The sequence below is a fragment of the Mesorhizobium sp. M0491 genome (assembly GCF_040321265.1).
Classification (GTDB): domain Bacteria; phylum Pseudomonadota; class Alphaproteobacteria; order Rhizobiales; family Rhizobiaceae; genus Mesorhizobium.
In genome coordinates this window covers 49,383-68,859 of the sequence record NZ_JAMYRE010000022.1, presented here as the reverse complement: position 1 = coordinate 68,859, position 19,477 = coordinate 49,383, and the positions used below count along the sequence as shown (strand labels likewise).

The window sequence follows — 19,477 nt, the reverse complement described above, 5'->3', positions numbered from 1 at the left end:
CGGTGGGCACGCAATACAAAAAGTTCGAGGCTCATGCCAGCGGCGGTCCGCGCATCCGCGAAATCCCGATGCGCATGGTGCTGCCCAATCTGGTCACCGTGCTCGCCATTTGCGCCGGCCTGTCCGGCATCCGCTTCGGCTTCGAAGGCCGCTTCGAGCCGGCGGTGGTGATGGTGCTGCTTGCAGCCTTCCTCGACGGCATCGACGGCCGCTTGGCGCGGATGTTGAAGGCGACCTCCAAATTCGGCGCGCAGATGGATTCGCTGGCCGACATCGTCAATTTCGGCGTGGCGCCGGCTCTGGTGCTCTATGCCTTCCTGCTCGACCGCGCCGGTTCGCCGGGCTGGATCGCGGCACTGCTGTTCGCCATCGCCTGCGGGCTACGCCTCGCCCGTTTCAACGTGCTCGATGACGAGAAGGCGGATCGCCCCATATGGCAGTCCGAATATTTCGTCGGCGTGCCGGCGCCGGCTGGCGCCGTGCTGGTGATGCTGCCGCTTTATCTCTATTTCCTGCGCACAGGTCTGGAGCCCAGTCGTCCAGCAGCCTTCGTCGCCACCGGCTTCACCATCCTGGTCGCTTTCCTGCTGGTCAGCCGGCTGCCTGTCTATTCCGGCAAGAGCCTGAAAATCCCGGGCGACAGGGTGTTGCCGATCATCCTGGGTGTCGTGCTCTACGTACTCCTGCTGATGACCTACCCCTGGTACACGCTGACCGCTTCGGTTGCCGGCTACCTGATCTTCCTACCGTTCAGCGTGCGCGCCTATTCGAAGCGCGCCAAGCTGGAGGGCGAGAAGGTGCCGCCTTCGGATATAGGTTAGAAGGTCGGCGGAAGTGCTTGATCTGACTCAGGCCGCGACGCCGAGCCCCAGCCTGTCGATCGCCAGTTTCCTCGTCGACACATAATCAGTCTTGCCGGAACCCAGCACCGGGATTTCCTCCACCTTGACGATGTCGTTGGGCACCATCAGTTCGGCGGCACCGGCCTGTTTGCCGAACCTGCGCAAGTCGTCGGGGTTGGCGTCGTCGGCGGTGGTGACCAGCACGATGCGCTCGCCGCGCCTCTTGTCAGGCACGGCCACAGCCGCGTGGTGCTCTTCCGGCCACAGCGACTGCACCAGCATCTCCACCGCACCCAGCGACACCATCTCGCCGGCGATCTTGGCGAAGCGCTTGGCGCGTCCGCGAATGGTGATGAAGCCTTCGCGGTCGACGGCAACGATGTCGCCGGTGTCGTGCCAGCCGGTCAGCGGCTGCAGCTCGCCGGGGCGGTCCGACGTCATGTAGCCCATCATCAGATTCGGTCCGTCGAGCCACAATTGGCCGGCGTCGGAGATGCCCTCGACCGGCTCCAGCTTCATGCGCATGGCCGGCAGCAGCCGGCCGACCGTGCCATCGCGGCCATGGATTGCCGTGTTGACGGCAACCACCGGTGCCGCCTCGGTCAGCCCGAACCCTTCGATGATCTCGGCCTGGAAGCGCTCGCGATAGACGCGGCGGGTTTCCGGCTTCACCGCCTCGGCGCCGGCGACGACGAAGCGCAGGCTGGAAAAATCGCCGTCCTTGGCGGTGCGCGCATAGTTGGCGAGGAATGTGTCGGTGCCGAACATGATGGTCGGTTTTACCTTGCGCGCAACCTCGGGGATGATCTTGTAGTGCAGCGGCGAGGGGTAGAGGAACAGCTTTACCCCGGTGACCAGCGGTAGGATGGTGCCGCCCGTTAGGCCGAAGGAGTGGAACACCGGCAGCACGTTGAGCAGGATGTCGGCAGGCGAGATGGTGATCCGCGCCTCGGCCTGCATGGCGTTGGCGTAAAGGTTCTTGTGCGACAGCACGACCGCCTTCGGCGTGCCTTCCGAGCCCGAGGTAAACAGGATCACGGCCGGCTTGGCCGCATCCTGCCGCTGCAGTGGCCAGCGCCACAGCAAGGCGGCGGCAAGCTTGTCCAGCGCGGTGACGCTGGCCCGCACATCCTCGAGCCAGAGAAGCCTGGCGCCGCCCTTTTCGATCGCCGCGACGATATCGGCAAGGTCGGCCTTCTCGACGAACGCGCGGGACGAAATCACGGTCCTTATCACCGCCGTGCGCACGGCCGCGGTGACGCTCGCCGGCCCGGCCGTATAGTTGATCATCGCCGCCACCCGGCCGGCCGACAGAAGGCCGGTGAGCGACAGCACGACGCCATTGGCGTTGGGCAGCATCACACCGACCGCTTCGCCCGGCGCCGTGACGGCCTCGAAGCGCCTGCCCAGGACGCGGGCGCCGATGAACATCTTGCGGTAGCTCAACGCACCCGAGATGACGTCTTCTATGATCGTGTGCGAAGCGCCGACGCGGTCGGCGGCATCGCGCATGGCCAGGAAAAGGCCACGATCGAGGTTGGTGCCGAAGAGCCGCGCCTCGGCGACACGGTCGAACAGCGCGTTGGTGTTCGAGGCCTGCTCGGGGTTGCGCGCCACCAGTTCGGCGATGGTCATCGGCTCCAGCACGCTGATCGACAGCTGCGGAAACCAGTGTCGTGGCGCCTTGTCCGCGGGCGTCAGCGACACCGGCAGGCTGCGCGCGCCGCCGACGAAGATCGGCACGATTTTGGCATCGGCCTGCATGGCGATGCGGGTGACGGCACGAAACAACCGAAACGTCTTGACGTCGGGCTCGACCGCATCCGGCAGATAGACGGCGAGCCGGCCCTTGCCTTTGAGCACGCGCACCAGCCGGCGGCTGACGAAGACATGTTCGGCGTTGAAGGCGATGGTACGGCCAAGCTCGCGCCAAGGTTCGAGCCACGGCGAGCGCGCCGAGACCTCATCGAGAATATGCAGCGTGTCTTCCGGCAGCAGCGACAGCATCAGCGCCGGCTCGAAGCGCGATTGATGCGAGATGACGTAGATGACTGGAGCCTGCGCCTTGCGGGCGACCCGGATGCGGCTGTCTCCGATCCGGTAGGCGAGCTTGAACGGCACATAGAGCAGCGCCTGGGTGAAGCGCAGGCCGAGGCGGAATTTTTCCGCCACGCCGATCAGCAGCCAGGCCAGAACAAGACCCGCAAGCAGCGCCAGTGTCAGGATCATGCCGCGTCTCTCCCAACGTTTTTTAGCATCTCGGCTCTTTGCGGCCGTGTCGGCCAGAACCTAGACGATGTGGGAGCAAGGTCAATGCGGAGCTTTTGCTTCCCTTGGTGCGGGAAGCTGCTTCTCACGCCGCCTGCAGCCGTCCACTGATGAAACGAAATTCCTGCGTCTTGCCGCCATAGCCATAAGCGGCTGCCGGCACTTCATGCACGAAGGCGTAGCTCTCCTCATGCACGCCGCCCAGCAGACGGCCGAAGGCTGCGAAGATCGCCTTCAGATAGGCCTCCAGTTCAAGCTTGGTATTGGTGCCGTCGACCACCTTGATATCAAGCCAGAACGTGTTGGTGCCGTGCTCGGCCAGCGACATGCCGCTGGCGAACCAGTGCTGCGGATCGACGTAGGACACGGCAACTGCCGTGATCGTCGGGTCCTTGCGCAGCTGCGTCGCGGTGATTTCGGTGGCCTCCTTTGCGATGCGAGCGGAAAGAGCCGCGTCAGGTTTGCCGGTGACGCTGATGTTGATGATGGGCATTTTTCTTCTCCTTGGCTTGAGCGGCGTCCGATCGCCGTTGAAACAACCATGCCACCATCTTTCGATCAAAAAAATCGAATTGTTTTTAACTGAAGATTCGATAAGATCGAAGTATGGAAACGCTGGATCCCGATCTGCTCCGAACCTTCCTAGCTTTCGTCGACAGCGGCTCACTGGCCAAGGCGGCTGCAAGCGTCGCACGTTCGCCCTCGGCGGTGACCGCCCAGATGCAGCGGCTGCAGGAAATCGTCGGCGAGCCGCTGCTGGCGCCGCAAGGGCGAGGGCGCGGCTTGACCCCTGCAGGCGAAGACCTCGTCGGCCATGCTAGGCGGATCCTTGCCGCCCATCGCGAGGCATGGCTGGCGCTTAAGGGCGCCCGCGCTGCCGGACGCGTCGCCATCGGCACGACACAGGATTTCGCCGACAGCGGCCTGCCGGATCTGCTGCGTGCCTTCGCCGGCAGCCATCGGCGCGTCAGGATCGAACTGCGGGTCGGCCGCTCCGCCGAACTGGCGCAGGCGCTGCAGTCTGGCGGCCTCGATCTGGCGATCGTCATGCGCCAGGCGGCAGCGCCGGACGAAGTCGGTGTGCTGCGCGAGCCGATGATATGGCTATGCTCACAAAAGGGGCTGGCCACGCGGCAGGAGGAACTGCCGCTGGCGCTGCTCGACCCATATTGCGGTTTTCGCGAAGCAGCACTTGCCGCACTCGATGCTGCCGGCCGCCGCTATCATATTGCTGCCGGCAGCGCCAGCCTGGCCGGCCTGCGCACGGCGGTGAACGCCGGTGTCGCGCTGACGCTGCGAACGGCCCGCTTTGCCCATTCCGGCATTGTCGAGGCACCGCGCGAGCTTGGCCTGCCACAGGTTCCAATGGCTGAGTTCGCCATCCGGCTGCGCGCTGGCGCCGATGGTCCGGCGGGCGATCTGGCGGCCCTGCTCGGCGGTAACCTTGCCCTGTCGGGCGGTTGAATGAAGAAAAAGCCGACCTTACGGTCGGCTTGGAGTAGGACGGGCCGAGGGGTTTGGGGGGACTTGGGGATGGCCCGTCGCAGCAATAATGCCTGACCCGGATGATGGTTCCGTGACCGCGTCACTTTTTTAAGAAATATTTGATGCTAAGCGTTGCGAGCGGGCCATCAGCCAATCCCGCCCCGCATGGGCAAACACCGCACACAACACGATGACGCCGCCGATCATGCTGGCGGCTGGGGCAATCTCGCCCAGGAACAGGAAGGCAAACAGGATCGCGAACGGCACTTCGGCCGAGCCGAGCAGCCCGGATTCGGCCGGCGGGATGAGCCGCGCGCCCTCCGTCCACAGGATCGAGGAGAGTGCGAAGGACGCGCCGAAAGTGGCGAGCAGAACGGCGTCCCTTGGCGAAACCGCCAGCGGATCGGCGACGAACCAGCCGAGCACGAACAACAGGAAAGCCGAAACCGCACCGGCCCACACCACGGGCGTGTCGCGGAAGGCGCGCACCATGATCATGTAGAGGCCGCTGCCGATGGTCATCAGCAGTGCCAGTCCGTCGCCGAACAGATTGCCGGTGCCGAAGCCGGACCAGACCATGATCGCCACGCCGCACAGTGACACGGCGGCGGCGATCATCGTCTGCAACCGGAAGGGTTCGCGCGTCAGAACCCAGGCCAGCAGCGCGGTGACGAAAGGTGCTGTGGCATAGATGACGGCGACATTGGCAACGAAGGTGAACTTGAATGCCGATATGAAAGCGATGCTGGCGAGAGCCCCTTCCACCGCCAGCAGCCAGCCGCGCCAGCCAAGCCGCAGGCTATCACGCCCGCCGGAGCGGTGGCGCCGCCACAGCACATAGAGGCTGACCAGGATCGAGCCGACGAAGCCGCGCCAGCAGATGATGGTCAGCGGGTCGGCATGGATCGACTTGGTCAGAACGCCGGTCAGGCCAAACACAGCCGCCGAGGACGACACCAGGATGATGCCGAGCGTACGCTCCGCGGCGGTGTCGATGGTAGCTGCAATCTCAGTCATGCGGCCAGCCTACGCCGCTTGGTCCTGACATCGTAATGTCAGCAATGATGGTGATCCACATCATAGGCGTTTGCGAAAATGCGCGGTGCCGACGATCAGCAGGCCGGCGGCGACGATCAGGGCGGCACCCAGGAAGACTTCGCGGCGCGGCACGTCGCCCCAGATCGCAAAGCCGAGCGCGAACGCCCACAACAGCGAGGTGTATTCCAGCGGTGCCAGCACCGAGGCCGGTGTGCGCTTCATGCCCTCGAAGAGAAGATACTGCGCCAGGCCGCCGAGTGCGCCGACGCTGGCAAGGAGCAGCAACTGAGCCCCGTCCGGTGTCCGCCACCACAACAACGCCGGTACCGCCGAAAACAGCAGGAAATAGAAATTGTTGAGCAGGAGTTGGATCATCGAGCGCTCGGCAAGGGCGGTTTTGCGCAAGAGTACGATGGCGATGCCCCACAAGAAGGCGGCCGCCAGCACCAGCAGCACCGGCACGGACAGGCCGAGATGAGTCGGATCGCAAGCGATGAACACGCCGGCAAAGCCGATCAGCACCGCCAGCCAGCGCAGCATCGGCACTTTTTCGCCGAGCAGGAACACCGAAAGCACGGTGACAATGATTGGGGCCGCGTAATAGACGGTGGTCAGTTCGGCGAGCTGCAGGCTGCGCGCCGCGTTGTAGTAGCAGAGCCACGCAGCAAGCGTGAAGGCACTGCGCACCAGCATCGGCCGCACGATCGGCGAGCGCATCGTGTCAGCAAACAACTGTCGTCCGCCGATCGCCGCGCACGCACCCAGAATGGTGATGCTGCGGAAGAACATGATCTGCCAGACGCTCATGCCGACGACCAACAGCTTGATCGAAGCATCCTGTGTCGAAAACAGCAGATAGGCCGCACCGGTCAGCAGGATGCCTGCAAGAACCCGCTCGCGTGTTTCGAGAATGGCGATATCGGCCATAAGGCGCGTGGGACCAAAATTGCCGGAGCGGCAGAAATGCTGTGAGGAGCGACACAAGGGAACTGTGAATTCAGCTCCCTTGGCACCAAGCTATACGGGCGAAAACCGCTGCGGCGCTACGCCAGCCCGGTGCTTATGTTGGGGCAGGGGTCCATGGCGAGTTGCACTGTCGCCAAGCCTATTGCGTCGCCTGGTAAAGCTCCGAAGCGGCCTCTTTCAGGGCGCGCCGACCATCGGATCGGAAATACATCATGTGCCCGCCCTCGACGACATCGAGACGGATAGGCTTGGCATTGGCGAGCGACGGGATCTGGTTCACCAGGTAGCGCGAGGCGAGGTAAGGCGTGACCAGGTCGGTGTAGCCGTTGACGATCACGACGCCGAGCGAGGGGTTCAGCGAGCGTGCTCGCTGCAGATCGTCCATTACCCCGGCATAGCCTTGCCGTGACGCGCTGGTCCCGTAGTCCCAATTATGGCTGATTTCGCCATTGAGCAGCCGATAGCTGACATCGGTGCGGAAATGCAGTTCGTCGCTGATATAGCCGACGAACGCCGACGTCAGCGCCGGCACGCTGCGGTCGAGCACCGGATCCGGGCCGGCGATGCGAGCGCTCTCGGGCGCGATGTCGGCCGTGCCGATCGTGGCGTCATAGGGGCTGAGCACCTTGCCGCTGGCGCGGGCGAACTCCCTTGCGAACAGGCCGGTGGGAATGCGGGCGGAGTTCCGCTGCACCAGGTCGAGCGGCAGGCCGGTGATGTCAGCCACGCGTTGACTGGCCAGCCGCCTGCCTTGCTCCAGTCCGCTGGTGAGCGCCGTAAGGTAATCGCCCATCGCATAATGTTCGACGTCTGCCAGCTTCTCCCGCAATGCATCGCCGCTGACGCCTTCGGCGCGCAGGCGCACCGCCGCCAGTGAAGGCAGTTCGAGCGCCCAATGCAGCGGCTCGAATTCGTCGGGCTGCACCAGCGTGAACTCCAGCGCCGGGGAGATCAGCACGATGCCGTTCGGACTGATGCCGATATCTTCCTGCAATGTCCTGGCGAGCAGCGCCGCGCGGAACCCGCCATAGCTTTCACCGGCAAGGAACAGCGGCGAGCCGGTGCGGCCGTTCTGCGCGAGATAGAGCCGGATGAAGGCGCCAATCGAGCTGGCATCCTGGTTGACGCCCCAGAAATCGCGCGTGTCCTGCCCCGGTGCCTCGCGGCTATAGCCGGTTCCCACCGGATCGACGAAGACGAGATCGGTCATGTCGAGCCAGCTGTCGGGATTGTCGATCAGTCTTTGCGGTGACGGCAGGAATTCGCCGTCGGCTCCCATTGCGATTATACGCGGGCCGAGCGCGCCGATGTGCAGATAGGCGGACGCTGCTCCAGGGCCGCCGTTGAACACGAAGGTGATCGGCCGCTGCGGGTCTTTGGCCCCGCTTGCCGGCGGCTCCAGCGTGTAGGCGACATAGAAGATCTCCGCCGTGACGTCGCCCTTGCCGGAAAGCAGCGACAGGGTGGCGGCTTTTGCCTGGTAATCCAGCTTTCTTCCGGCCAGCGTGATCGAATGGTTGGTTGTCTGCGGCGGCGGCAGCAGGGACAGAACGCCGCCCGAGGGCGCCGGCCGCTCCGCTGTTTCAGCCAGGACGGGCTGCGCCAGGACGGCAAGCATCGGCAGGATAAGGCAGATCAGTTTCAGCTTGACCGGCATGATGGCTCCGCGACAACGACTCCCGCATAGGTATGGCCGAGAGGTTCGAAGTCAAAGGAAATGGCTGTTTTGAACTTGTAACGGCTTGCGCTAGTGTGAGCCGGAATGCAGTCGAACGTTTCCCTCGATCAGTTTGGACGCTGGAGCGGCGGTGTGGCCGCTGCGGCCGTTGCCGCGACTCCCGAAGAATTGTCGGCTCGCTTCACGGCAGCGGCGAGCGAGTTGCTTGGCTCCGACCGCGCCTATGTCGGCTTTTACCGTCGCGATATCACGTCCCTGACCATCGACGATGCCGGCCCCGATCGCTGGAACCGCGACTACGATGCACGACTGTATCGCCAGGATCCCTTCTTCCAGAGGTTCGCCAGCACAAGGCAGGATTTCCTGTTGCCGCTGTCGGCACTCCGCAATGGCGACTTCCAGCGCACCCCCTACTATCGCGAATTCTTCGGCCCTTCCGACAGTTTCGACGAGATCACCGGCGTGTTCAATCTCGACGGGCTGACCGCTGGCTATGTCACTTTTCTCAGGCGAAACGGGGCAGAACCGTTTGGCGAGCAGGATCTGGCAACGGCTTGCGCGGCAAGCAGCGCGACAAGGCTCATTTTGGAAAGATTGCTTCATCTGTGCCGCTTCCGGCACAAGGGCGCCGCAATCGGTGACGCTCGCTCGCGGCTGAGCAGGCGCGAGGCCGAGATTGCGCGGCACCTGGTCGATGGTGGCAACGCCAAGACCATCTCGCGAAGTCTCGCCGTCTCGCCCGGCACCGTCCGCAACCACATCAAGCAGATCTACCGCAAGCTCGGCGTGCACTCCCAGGTCGAGCTGCTGGCGACCCTCCGCGACGTCGCTTGAGCCTGACGGCTCCCGCCGGCTCTATTGCCCCGTCACGATGCGCGTCCACATGCGGTTTTGCGATCGCAGCCACTTTGGGTCGTTGTTGTCGACCACGAACAGCTTGGCCTTTACGGCATCAGCCGGAAAGACGCCGGGATCGCTGGCTATGGCCTTGTCCATCAGCGGCAGGGACTCCGGTATCGCATTGGCGTAGGAGACATAGCTGGAATTGGCCGCGGCGATATCGGGCCGCAGATTGAAGTCGATCCAGGCCTGGGCGTTGTCGGGATGCGGCGCATCTTTCGGCACCGCCATCGTATCGAAGTTGATGAGCGTGCCTTCCCTGGGAATGGAATAGGCGATCTCCAGCTTCTTCACGGATTCCGCCGCACGAGTCCTTGCCTGGAGGATGTCCCCCGACCAGCCCAACACCACGCAGATGTCGCCGTTGGCGAGGTCGTTGATGTATTTGGACGAATGGAAATAGCGGATGTAGGGCCGCACCTTGCCCATCAGGTCCTCGACCCTGGCGAGGTCGTCGGGACTGGTCGATTTGGGGTCGATGTGAAGATAGTTCATCGCCATCGGGATGACTTCCGCCGGCGCATCGATCATGGCCACGCCGCAATCGGACAGCTTCTTGACCATTTCGAGGTCGAAGACCATGGCGAAGGAATCCGTCGGCGCGTCCGGCAGCCGCTGCTTCACCGCGGCGACGTTGTAGCCAATGCCGTCGGTGACCGCCATATAGGGCACGGCATGCAGGTTCCGCGGGTCGGCGCCAGCGATCAGCGCCAGGGCCTGCGGATCGATCTTCGAATGGTTGGCAAGCTTCGATTTGTCGAGTTCCAGGAACGCCCCCGCCTTCACCTGGTTCTTCAGGAACGGATAGGCTGAGGGGTAGACCACGTCATATCCCGAGCCGCCGGTGAGCAGCTTGGTTTCAAGCACCTCGTTGCCGTCATAGACATCGTAGCGAACCTTGATGCCCGTCTCCTTCTCGAATTTCTCGGCCGTGTCCTGCGCGATGTAGTCGGACCAGTTGTAGACGTTGACGATCTTTTCCTCGTCAGCCGAAGCCGCATTTGCGCAGATGCCGCAGGCAAGCAGGGTTGAGAAGATCAGAGCGCGCATAAATGTCCTCCGTTTTCGCTATCTGTTTTGGGCATGCCCCGTCCCTCAACGCCGTTGCGGGGCATAGACTGGCAAGGTGATGCAGGCGACATTGCCGCCACCCAGCAGGATCTCGCGTGAGTTTTCGATGCCGACTATCTTGTGGTCGGGAAACAGCTCGGCCAGCGTCTGCTTGGCCGTCACATCGAGATCGCAGCCGAACTGCGGTACCACCACGACGCTGTTGCCCGGATAGTAGTTGATATAGCTCGCCGCGATCCGGTTTCCAGCCGGTCGCGCCCAGGTCGAATCCAGCCGGTCCACGCTGTCGCTTTCTTCCGGCGTCATCTCGATCGGCAAGGGGTGGGGCAGCCGATGAACTTTCAGCGCGCGGCCACGCGCATCGCGGGCCGAACGCAGCACCTCTTCGGCTTCTCGCACAATCTCGTATTGCGGGTCCTCCCGGTTGTCGGTCCAGCTCAGCACGACCACGCCGGGGCGCACGAAGCAGCAGACGTCGTCGACATGGCCGTCGGTCTCGTCGAAAGCGAGGCCGCGTGGCAGCCAGATGACGGTATCGACACCGAGATAGTCGCCGAGCTGGCGTTCCACTTCGGCCTTGCCGAGATGGGCGTTGCGATTTCGGTTGAGGAGGCATTGCTCCGTCGTGATGAGGGTGCCCTGGCCGTCGCACTGCAATCCGCCGCCCTCGGCGATCAGCGGTGCGCGGTAGCGATCCATGTTCTCGATTTCGAGCACTTTCTGCGCCGCCAGGTCGTCCAGGTCCCATGGCGAATAGAGGCCGCCGTCGAAACCGCCATAGGCGTTGAAGATCCAATCGACGCCACGCACGTCGCCTTGATCGTTGACGACGAAATTGGGGCCGCTGTCGCGCAGCCAGGAATCGTTGGTGGACATCTCCACGATGCGCACATGGCCTGGCAATCGCGCTCGGGCATTCTGCCACTGGCGAGCAGAGGCCGCCACCGTCACCGGCTCGCTTTGCGCGATCGCCCCGGCGACATCCGCGAACAGCTTTTGCGCGGGCTTGGCGCCGAGGCGCCAGGTGTCCGGTCGCTCCGGCCAGATCATCCAGCAGCCTGATTTGGGTTCGAATTCGCCGGGCGCGCGAAACCCATCCTGTTTCGGCCTTGTCGAGAGGGTACGGGGCATCTTGGGACCGCCGGGAAATGGAGTGATGACTTGCCCGGATCAGACGTTTTGGGACCTTGTCCGTCAATGTCCCATTTGGGATATCGGTGTTGGCGGCTGTCTCCTGTTGCGGAACGGCATTGCCTTCCCACGGTGATCGGCGCAAATCTCGACCGGACGGCGTATGCCGGTGACGCAAGCAGTCGACGAAAGGGGAAAGCGGATGGATGCGACCGAACTGAAGGCCATGCAGGCGCCGCTGAAGCAGGCCTATCGTGACGATGCTTCGCAGGCCCTGATCACGCTTCGCGCCAAGGGCTCGATCGACGACCAGTCGGTTGCCTGCAAGGTGGAGACGGGCAGGGCGCTCGCCATCGCCGGACTGCATCCGGCAACAGGCGGCTCAGGGCTTGAGCTCTGCTCGGGCGACATGCTGCTGGAGGCCTTGGTGGCTTGCGCCGGGGTGACGCTGAAGGCGGTGGCGACGGCGCTCGAGTTCAAGCTCGGTGCCGCCACGGTGGAAGCCGAAGGCGATCTCGATTTTCGCGGCACGCTCGGTGTCGCCAAGGATGCGCCGGTCGGCTTTCGCGCCATCCGGCTCAATTTCAACCTCGACACCAATGAGCCGCAGGAGCGGATAGACTCGCTGCTGAAGCTGACCGAGCGCTATTGCGTGGTATTCCAGACCATCAGCCAGAAGCCGGAGCTGACGGTGAGCGCGCGCCGCTGACGCTTACTGCGCTGACGGTTCTTCGGCGTCGCCCTCGTCAGTGAAGGGCGAGGCGCTCGGCACGCATTGCACCGACCAGCCGGCCGGTGTCGGCTGCTTCTGATATTCGGTGATGGCGGCGGTGCACTGTTCGCGTTTGTCGAAGGTGCTGGGCAGCACGACCATGCCGCCTTGCGGGCCGGCGATTACCAGATACCAGACCAACGCTGCTGCGGTCGTAGCCATGGGGATTTCCTCATTCTGCCAGTGGGCGCTTGTTGTGGGAGTCGCTGTGATCCTTACCAACTCCACGGAAATGACGAAAGCATGACGGCGGCGCAGCCTTCCATCGTCACATCACAGCCGCGTGATGTGACGGGGGTTTCGCAGCCCGATTTCGAAGCGAAATCGGCTCAGTTGGTGGCAAAACAATAGAACAAGCCGTCGCCCCCGGTGCCCCTGAGCGCCTCCTGGCTGCAGCCGCCGCGCGAAGCGTGCGAGGAATTCCAGGATTTGGCCGCTGCCGAATCGTCGAGGCCGGCGCGGTCATGATGGCCTATCATAGCGGCGCCTTCCGCCCCGCTCATCGTCCAGTCGCCGCAGGTCTGGTCGGCGATCTTGGTGCCGTCGGGCTTGGAGCCGGTCAGCACGTCGTGGCGGTTGGGCGTGTCGCCGCGGCCGTTGACCGCTTCGCCTTTCTCGTTGAGCGCTGTCTGCTTGGTGATGCCGTTGGCATCGCTGTGCAACGAGGCGACATCGTCGGCGATCTTGATGCCCTTTGCGTTTACCCATGGCCCCTTGCCGATGCGGTCGCGGGCGTCGGTGTCGCTGGTCGACAGATAGGCGGCCCAACTTTTGCCGGTGACGCCAGCGGCTTCCGCCAGCGACGCGCAATGCGCGTCGGCGCCTTTGAGGCCGCCGAGGTCGGCACCCTTGCCGGAACCGACACTGGTAACGAAGAAGCTCATCTTGGCATCTTGCGAGTAAGCGGCGCCCGCGGCTGCGATCAGGGTGGCGGCGGTGGCGAGAAGCAGTCTACGCATGTCGGTCCTCCGGTTGGTCTTCGACGGGTTACATCAGAAGAAACGTTGCCGGAGGCCTGTTTAATCCCTACGCATGTCGCCTAAAAGTGTGCAGCGGTTTTTGGGAAACCGACATGCGTCAAAAAGGCTCTAGTTTTATTCCGGCTGGCGATAGGCGACGAAGCGATTGTGCTTGGCTTGGAAGATCAATCCGGTCTCTTTCAGCTCCGGGCTGGCCAGCGGCACGATGCGTTTGGCGATCTCGGCGGGGTGCGGCAACGTCTCGGGATCCTCGCCCGGCACTGCCTGGGCACGCATGGCGGTGCGGGTGGCGCCGGGGTCGGCGGCGTTGACCCGGAGCGGCAGGCTCTGCGTCTCATGCGCCCAGGAGCGCATCATCGTCTCCACCGCGGCCTTGGACGCCGCGTAGGGCGCCCAGAAGGCACGCGCCGAGTGCGCTGCGTTGGAAGATAGGATGATCGCTCGTCCAGCATCGGAGAGCCGCAGCAGAGGGTCGACCGAGCGGATCAGCCGCCAGGTCGAGGTGACGTTGATGGTCATCACCTTCTCGAAGGTTTTTGCTTCGACATGACCGATCGGCGAAATGACGCCGAGAACGCCGGCATTGGCGACGAGAATGTCGAGCTTGCCCCAGCGTTCGTGGATGGCGCCGCCCAGGCGGTCGATGCCGGCCATGTCGGCGAGGTCGAGCGGCACCAGTGTCGCCTGGCCGCCGGCCGTCTTGATCTGGTCGTCGAGCTCTTCCAGTCCGCCGACAGTGCGCGCCACCGCAATGACATGCGCGCCGGCGGCAGCCAATTCCTTGGCCATGAAATAGCCGATACCGCGCGAGGCGCCGGTGACGACCGCAACGCGGCCGGTAAGGTCGAGGGTCATGCGATGGATTCCGGGAGTTTGACTAACGCTGATGACGGTCCGGTCTACGTCCCGCTTGTCGCCAGCAGCGACAGCGTGCGCACATTGTCGTGGCCTTCGAAGTCGAGCAGGCGGGTTGGATACTGGCCGGTGAAGCAGGCATCGCAGAATTGCGGCTGGTCGTTGTCGCGGCTGGCTTCGCCGACGGCGCGGTAGAGCCCGTCAATGGTGAGGAAGCCGAGCGAATCGACGCGAATGAACTCGGCCATCTCCTCGATTGACATGCGCGATGCCAGGAGCTTCGATTTCTCCGGCGTGTCGACACCGTAGAAGCAGGAGGCGCGTGTCGGCGGTGAGGCGATGCGCATATGCACCTCCTTGGCGCCGGCGTCGCGCACCATCTGCACGATCTTCTGGCTGGTGGTGCCGCGCACGATACTGTCGTCGACCAGCACCACGCGCTTGCCCTCGATCATGCGGCGGTTGGCATTGTGCTTCAGCTTGACGCCCATGTGGCGGATCGAATCGCCCGGCTGGATAAAGGTGCGGCCGACATAATGATTGCGGATGATGCCGAGCTCGAAGGGAATGCCTGCGGCCTGGCTGAAGCCGATCGCCGCCGGCGTGCCCGAATCCGGCACCGGCACGACGATGTCCGCCTCGACCGGGCTTTCAACCGCCAGCTCGGCGCCGATGCGCTTGCGCACCTCATAGACGTTACGGCCTTCGACCGAGGAATCCGGCCGCGCGAAATAGACATATTCGAAGATGCAGAAGCGGGTCTTCTGCGGTTCGAAGGGGAACAGGCTTTCAATACCCTTGGACGTGACGACGACCATCTCGCCGGGCTTCAGGTCGCGAACGAAACGAGCGCCGATGATGTCGAGCGCGCAGGTTTCGGAGGCCAGGATCCAGGCGCCGTCGAGATCGCCGAGCACCAGCGGCCGGATGCCGAGCGGATCGCGGCAGCCGATCATCTTCTTGGCCGTCATCGCCACCAGCGAGAAGGCGCCCTCGACCTGCCGCACCGCATCGATGAAACGCGAGTTCAAATCGCGCTCCTTGCTGGTGGCGACAAGGTGCAAAAGCGTCTCGGTATCGGAGGTGGAGGAGAAGATCGCGCCTTGCTTCTGCAGCGCGCGCTGCACGGTCATGGCGTTGGTCAGATTGCCGTTGTGGGCGACGGCGAAGCCGCCATCGGCCAATTCTGCGAAAAAGGGCTGGATGTTGCGCATGCCGGCGCCGCCAGTCGTGGCGTAGCGGGTATGGCCAATGGCGCGGTTGCCTTGCAGGCTGTCGATGACGCGCTGCTTGGTGAAGGTGTCGCCGATCAGGCCGACATGGCGTTCGACATGGAACTGGCTGCCGTCATAAGAAACGATGCCTGCCGCTTCCTGGCCACGATGCTGCAGCGCATGCAGGCCCAGTGTGACGATGGCTGCCGCGTCCTGCCGGCCGAAAATGCCGAACACACCGCATTCGTCGTGGAAATGGTCGTCGGCCTCGGCGGAAAGCACGTCGTCTGCGTCTGCCATCTTAAGCTCCGCTAAAATCGCCATATAATGCGGGTTCGCGCCGAAAGCAACGCGGGCCGTGCGGTCGTTCACACCATCGTCAGATCCTGACGTCGTTTTCGGCGTCAGTTTGCCGGTGCCGTCGGTGCCGGAGCGTTGTTGGCCGGTGGTGTTGCGTCATTGTCGTCAGGCGCCGGCGTGTTGGCATCGTCGCCGCCCGCCGGAGCATCCGCCGCCGGTGCGTCCGGAGCAGCTGGTGTCTCGGCGGCCGGCTGATTCGGATTGAGCTTCTTGAGGATCGCGTTTTCCGGATCCTCGGGCAGCAGGCTTTCGAGCTTGGCGCCGATCTGTTCGAGCAGCGGCCGCGACTTGGCCTCCGTGACCCAGGCTGGTGCCTTGGCACCGGCCAGCCAGTTGAAGAACAGCAGGGCGACGGCAACGACCAGGATGCCGCGCGCGGCGCCGTAAAGGAAACCGAGCGTACGATCGAGTGCGCCGATCCTGGAATCGATGATCCAGTCGGCTAGCTTCATGGTGATGACCGAGACGACGATCAACGCGATGATGAAAACCACGCCGGCGGCCGCCGCCATGGCGACCTTTTCATTCTCGATGTAGGGCGCGAGGTAAGGCACAACCGGCTTGTAGAAGAAGAACGCCGCCGCTGCCGCCGCTGCCCAGGAGACGACGGACAGGACTTCGCGCGAGAAGCCGCGAACCATGGCGAGCATCGCCGAGACCAGAGTGAAGCCGACGAGAATTCCGTCAAGCAGCGTAATCGGCATGTCTTTCGCCCCACTCCATGAGCCGCATTATAGCGCGGAGCATCGGGTTCTGGGTCCGATGCTCTAATCTTCTTCGTCCACGCGGCTTCGGCGTGAGCCGGCTATGCGTGCCACGAGGTCGGCAAGCTCGGTCGGCTGGAAAGAACCGGCCCCGATCCCCCCGGCCAGTTCCCCGCTGCCCGAGGGCAGAACCGCGCTTCCAAAACCCAGCTTTTCGGCTTCCTTGAGGCGCTGTTGCGCATGCGCAACCGGCCTCACGGCGCCCGAAAGGCTGATTTCGCCGAAATAGACGCAATCGGCGGGAAGGGCAAGACCGGTGAGCGAGGAAACCAGGGCGGCCGCCACTGCCAGATCGGCCGCGGGCTCCGAAATCCGGTAGCCTCCGGCGACATTGAGATAGACATCGTGAGTGCCGAAGCGCACGCCGCAATGGGCTTCGAGAACCGCCAGGATCATCGACAGCCGGGCGCCGTCCCAGCCGACGACGGCGCGGCGCGGCGTGCCGAGCGAGGAGGGTGCGACCAGTGCCTGGATCTCGACCAGCACCGGCCTTGTCCCCTCCATGCCGGCGAAAACCGCCGCCCCCGGCGATTTGGCATGGCGTTCGCCAAGGAAAAGCTCGGACGGATTGGCGACCTCGCGCAGGCCCTTGTCCGACATTTCGAAGACGCCGATCTCGTCGGTCGGTCCAAAACGGTTCTTCACCGTGCGCAGGATGCGATAGTGATGGCCGCCTTCGCCTTCGAAGTAGAGCACGGCGTCGACCATGTGCTCGACGACGCGCGGCCCGGCGATCTGGCCTTCCTTGGTGACATGGCCGACCAGCACGATCGCCGCCCCTGTGGATTTCGCATAACGGATCATCGCCTGGGCGGCGGCGCGCACCTGTGTGACGGTCCCAGGCGCCGAATCGGCAAGGTCGGTCCACAGCGTCTGGATCGAATCCAGGATGACGAGATCAGGCCGCTTGCCGTCGGCGATCGTCGCCAGGATGTCCTCGACATTGGTCTCGGCGGCAAGTTCCACCGGAGAAGAGGCGACGCCAAGCCGCTGCGCCCGCAGCCTGATCTGCGCGACCGCCTCTTCGCCGGAAACATAGACGATGCGATGGCCTTTTGATGCCAGCGCCGCGGCCGCCTGGGTGAGCAGCGTCGACTTGCCGATGCCGGGGTCGCCGCCGACCAGCAACGCCGAGCCGCGCACGAAACCGCCGCCGGTGGCGCGGTCGAGTTCGCCAATGCCCGAGATGATGCGCGGCGCGTCCTCGATATCGCCGGACAGCGTGGTCAGCACCACCGCGCGGCCCTTGCGGGCATTGCGCGTGTTGGCTGGTCCCGAGCCGATGCCGCCGGACGTGCCTTCCTCGACCAGCGTGTTCCACTCGCCACAGGCATCGCATTTGCCGGCCCAGCGCTGATGCACCGATCCGCAACTCTGGCAGATGAATTGGACGCGTGACTTTGCCATTACGTCGCCGCAGGCTGAAAATTGGGAAAGCGGGGCGTTCCTTCACACCCCCCTCTGTCCTGCCGGACATCTCCCCCGCAAGGGGGGAGATTGGCAGTTTTGACTACAGCACCATCTCTGCCACGTCGGCGATTGGCGAAATCGGTAACGACATCCAATCTCCCCCCTTGCGGGGGAGATGTCCGGCAGGACAGAGGGGGGTGTGACAGAGCGCGACGGTAGGTCAAAAAGCTACTCGAACCTTTCCGGCAGATGATGCTCCTCGGCGAGGTCGGAGAAGCGGGTGAACTCGCCCTGGAAGGCAAGGCTGACGGTGCCGGTCGGGCCATGGCGCTGCTTGGCGATGATCACTTCGGCCTTGCCCTGGACCTCGATCATCTTCGTTTCCCAGGCGAGGTGCTCGGGCGTGCCTTTCTCCGGTTCCTTGTTCTTGATGTAATATTCCTCGCGGTACACGAACAGCACGACGTCGGCGTCCTGCTCGATCGAGCCCGATTCGCGCAGATCGGACAGCTGCGGATGCTTGTCGTCGCGGCTTTCGACCTGACGCGAGAGCTGTGAGAGGGCGATGATCGGCACGCCCAACTCTTTGCCGAGTGCCTTCAGTCCGGTGGTGATCTCGGTGATTTCCTGGACGCGGTTCTGCGACGCCTTGGCGGACGAACCCTGCATCAGCTGGATATAGTCGATGACCATCAGGTCCAGCCCGCGCTGCCGCTTGAGGCGGCGGGCGCGCGCCGCGAGCTGGGCGATCGAGATACCACCCGTCTGGTCGATGTAGAGCGGGCGCTTGTGGTTCTCCTGCGTGTAGGCGACAAGCTTGCCGAAATCGGCTTCCGTCAAATCGCCGCGCCGGATTTTCGAAGATGGTATCTCGGTCTGCTCGGAGATGATGCGGGTGGCCAGCTGCTCCGACGACATTTCGAGCGAGAAGAAGCCGACGACGCCGCCATTGGCCGCCTTGACCGAACCGTCGGCCTGCTGGGCAGGCTCATAGGCGGCCGCGATGTTGTAGGCGATGTTGGTGGCCAGCGACGTCTTGCCCATGCCTGGGCGGCCGGCGATGATGATCAAATCGGATGGCTGCAGGCCGCCCATGCGGTGGTCGAGATCGCGCAGGCCGGTGGCAATGCCGGATAGGTGACCGTCGCGCATGTAAGCCGCACTGGCCATGTCGACGGCGTTCTTCAACGCATCGGAAAAACTCTCGAAGCCGCCATCGTAGCGGCCGTTTTCGGCCAGCTCGAACAGGCGGCGTTCGGCGTCCTCGATCTGTTCGCCGGGCGCCATGTCGACCGGCGCGTCATAGGCGATGTTGACCATGTCCTCGCCGACGGTGATCAGCGCGCGGCGCGTCGCAAGGTCATAGATGGCGCGGCCATAGTCGGTGGCGTTGACGACGGTAACGGCCTCCACCGCCAGCCGCACGACATATTGCGCCATCGTCATGTCGCCGACTTTCTCGTCGGCCGGCAGGAAGGTTTTTAGCGTTATCGGCGTCGCGACCTTGCCCATGCGGATGAACTCGGACGCCACCTCAAAGATCTTGCGGTGCAGCGGCTCGTAGAAATGGCTGGCCTTGAGGAAGTCCGAGACGCGGTAGAAGGCATCGTTGTTGACCAGGATCGCGCCGAGCAGCGCCTGCTCGGCCTCGATGTTGTTTGGCGCTTCACGATAAAGCGGTGTTTCCGCGACGCCGAATTTTCGCGCTGCTTCTGCCATGATGTCCCCGATTTCGATCCCGGC

General features: G+C 63.8%; 18 protein-coding genes. 4 read left to right on the top strand and 14 right to left on the bottom strand.

Annotated features, from left to right (window positions below):
- The first annotated feature begins 2 nt into the window (after positions 1 to 2).
- The gene (locus NKI69_RS25400; RefSeq protein ID WP_013532542.1) at positions 3 to 821 is read left to right on the top strand and encodes a CDP-alcohol phosphatidyltransferase family protein; all 819 of its coding nucleotides are present in this window, start codon (positions 3 to 5) and stop codon (positions 819 to 821) included.
- A gap of 27 nt (positions 822 to 848) precedes the next feature.
- Here NKI69_RS25400 and NKI69_RS25395 read toward each other — a convergent pair whose 3' ends face one another.
- Positions 849 to 3,071 (bottom strand): AMP-binding protein, encoded by a 2,223-nt coding sequence (locus tag NKI69_RS25395; RefSeq protein ID WP_023813735.1) that lies wholly within the window; start codon positions 3,069 to 3,071, stop codon positions 849 to 851.
- A gap of 124 nt (positions 3,072 to 3,195) precedes the next feature.
- Positions 3,196 to 3,603: a tautomerase family protein gene (locus NKI69_RS25390; protein ID WP_023813736.1), complete on the bottom strand. Its 408-nt coding sequence runs from the start codon at positions 3,601 to 3,603 to the stop codon at positions 3,196 to 3,198.
- Positions 3,604 to 3,716: 113 nt separating this feature from the next.
- On the opposite strand from NKI69_RS25390, the gene NKI69_RS25385 reads away from it, so the two are divergent.
- Entirely contained in the window at positions 3,717 to 4,574 is an 858-nt protein-coding gene (locus NKI69_RS25385; protein ID WP_023813737.1) for a LysR substrate-binding domain-containing protein, read from the top strand.
- A 129-nt stretch (positions 4,575 to 4,703) separates the two neighbouring features.
- Here NKI69_RS25385 and NKI69_RS25380 read toward each other — a convergent pair whose 3' ends face one another.
- The 3 genes from NKI69_RS25380 to NKI69_RS25370 form a co-directional block, all read right to left on the bottom strand.
- Positions 4,704 to 5,612 carry a DMT family transporter gene (locus tag NKI69_RS25380; protein ID WP_352722770.1) on the bottom strand — a complete coding sequence of 303 codons (909 nt, stop codon included), beginning with the start codon at positions 5,610 to 5,612 and terminating at the stop codon, positions 4,704 to 4,706.
- A 60-nt stretch (positions 5,613 to 5,672) separates the two neighbouring features.
- Positions 5,673 to 6,560 (bottom strand): DMT family transporter, encoded by an 888-nt coding sequence (locus NKI69_RS25375; RefSeq protein ID WP_352722769.1) that lies wholly within the window; start codon positions 6,558 to 6,560, stop codon positions 5,673 to 5,675.
- Positions 6,561 to 6,738: 178 nt separating this feature from the next.
- Positions 6,739 to 8,256, bottom strand: coding sequence for a S10 family peptidase (locus tag NKI69_RS25370; protein ID WP_352442162.1), 1,518 nt, complete (start codon positions 8,254 to 8,256; stop codon positions 6,739 to 6,741).
- A gap of 153 nt (positions 8,257 to 8,409) precedes the next feature.
- Here NKI69_RS25370 and NKI69_RS25365 point away from each other — a divergent pair, with 153 nt between their 5' ends.
- On the top strand, positions 8,410 to 9,111 hold the full coding sequence (locus NKI69_RS25365) for a helix-turn-helix transcriptional regulator (RefSeq protein ID WP_352550562.1): 702 nt from the start codon (positions 8,410 to 8,412) through the stop codon (positions 9,109 to 9,111).
- Positions 9,112 to 9,132: 21 nt separating this feature from the next.
- On the opposite strand, the gene NKI69_RS25360 is transcribed toward NKI69_RS25365, so the two are convergent.
- Both NKI69_RS25360 and aguA read right to left on the bottom strand, forming a co-directional pair.
- On the bottom strand, positions 9,133 to 10,227 hold the full coding sequence (locus NKI69_RS25360; RefSeq protein WP_352550560.1) for a polyamine ABC transporter substrate-binding protein: 1,095 nt from the start codon (positions 10,225 to 10,227) through the stop codon (positions 9,133 to 9,135).
- 45 nt (positions 10,228 to 10,272) lie between these two features.
- A complete protein-coding gene (aguA, locus tag NKI69_RS25355) occupies positions 10,273 to 11,379 on the bottom strand; it encodes an agmatine deiminase (RefSeq protein ID WP_352722768.1) in 1,107 nt (368 codons plus the stop codon).
- Positions 11,380 to 11,581: 202 nt separating this feature from the next.
- On the opposite strand from aguA, the gene NKI69_RS25350 reads away from it, so the two are divergent.
- On the top strand, positions 11,582 to 12,088 hold the full coding sequence (locus NKI69_RS25350; protein WP_056580352.1) for an OsmC family protein: 507 nt from the start codon (positions 11,582 to 11,584) through the stop codon (positions 12,086 to 12,088).
- Positions 12,089 to 12,091: 3 nt separating this feature from the next.
- On the opposite strand, the gene NKI69_RS25345 is transcribed toward NKI69_RS25350, so the two are convergent.
- The 7 genes from NKI69_RS25345 to NKI69_RS25315 all read right to left on the bottom strand — a co-directional run bounded on the left by NKI69_RS25345 (position 12,092) and on the right by NKI69_RS25315 (position 19,453).
- Positions 12,092 to 12,313 (bottom strand): hypothetical protein, encoded by a 222-nt coding sequence (locus NKI69_RS25345; RefSeq protein ID WP_013532531.1) that lies wholly within the window; start codon positions 12,311 to 12,313, stop codon positions 12,092 to 12,094.
- Positions 12,314 to 12,480: 167 nt separating this feature from the next.
- Entirely contained in the window at positions 12,481 to 13,110 is a 630-nt protein-coding gene (locus NKI69_RS25340; RefSeq protein WP_352722767.1) for a hypothetical protein, read from the bottom strand.
- Positions 13,111 to 13,245: 135 nt separating this feature from the next.
- The gene (locus NKI69_RS25335; RefSeq protein ID WP_352442166.1) at positions 13,246 to 13,986 is read right to left on the bottom strand and encodes an SDR family NAD(P)-dependent oxidoreductase; all 741 of its coding nucleotides are present in this window, start codon (positions 13,984 to 13,986) and stop codon (positions 13,246 to 13,248) included.
- A 44-nt stretch (positions 13,987 to 14,030) separates the two neighbouring features.
- A complete protein-coding gene (gene purF / locus NKI69_RS25330; protein ID WP_013532528.1) occupies positions 14,031 to 15,500 on the bottom strand; it encodes an amidophosphoribosyltransferase in 1,470 nt (489 codons plus the stop codon).
- A 104-nt stretch (positions 15,501 to 15,604) separates the two neighbouring features.
- Positions 15,605 to 16,264, bottom strand: coding sequence for a CvpA family protein (locus NKI69_RS25325; RefSeq protein WP_352442167.1), 660 nt, complete (start codon positions 16,262 to 16,264; stop codon positions 15,605 to 15,607).
- 63 nt (positions 16,265 to 16,327) lie between these two features.
- A complete protein-coding gene (gene radA, locus NKI69_RS25320; RefSeq protein ID WP_023813748.1) occupies positions 16,328 to 17,731 on the bottom strand; it encodes a DNA repair protein RadA in 1,404 nt (467 codons plus the stop codon).
- Between the two features lie 231 nt (positions 17,732 to 17,962).
- Entirely contained in the window at positions 17,963 to 19,453 is a 1,491-nt protein-coding gene (locus NKI69_RS25315; RefSeq protein WP_127261333.1) for a replicative DNA helicase, read from the bottom strand.
- Between the last annotated feature and the right edge of the window lie 24 nt (positions 19,454 to 19,477).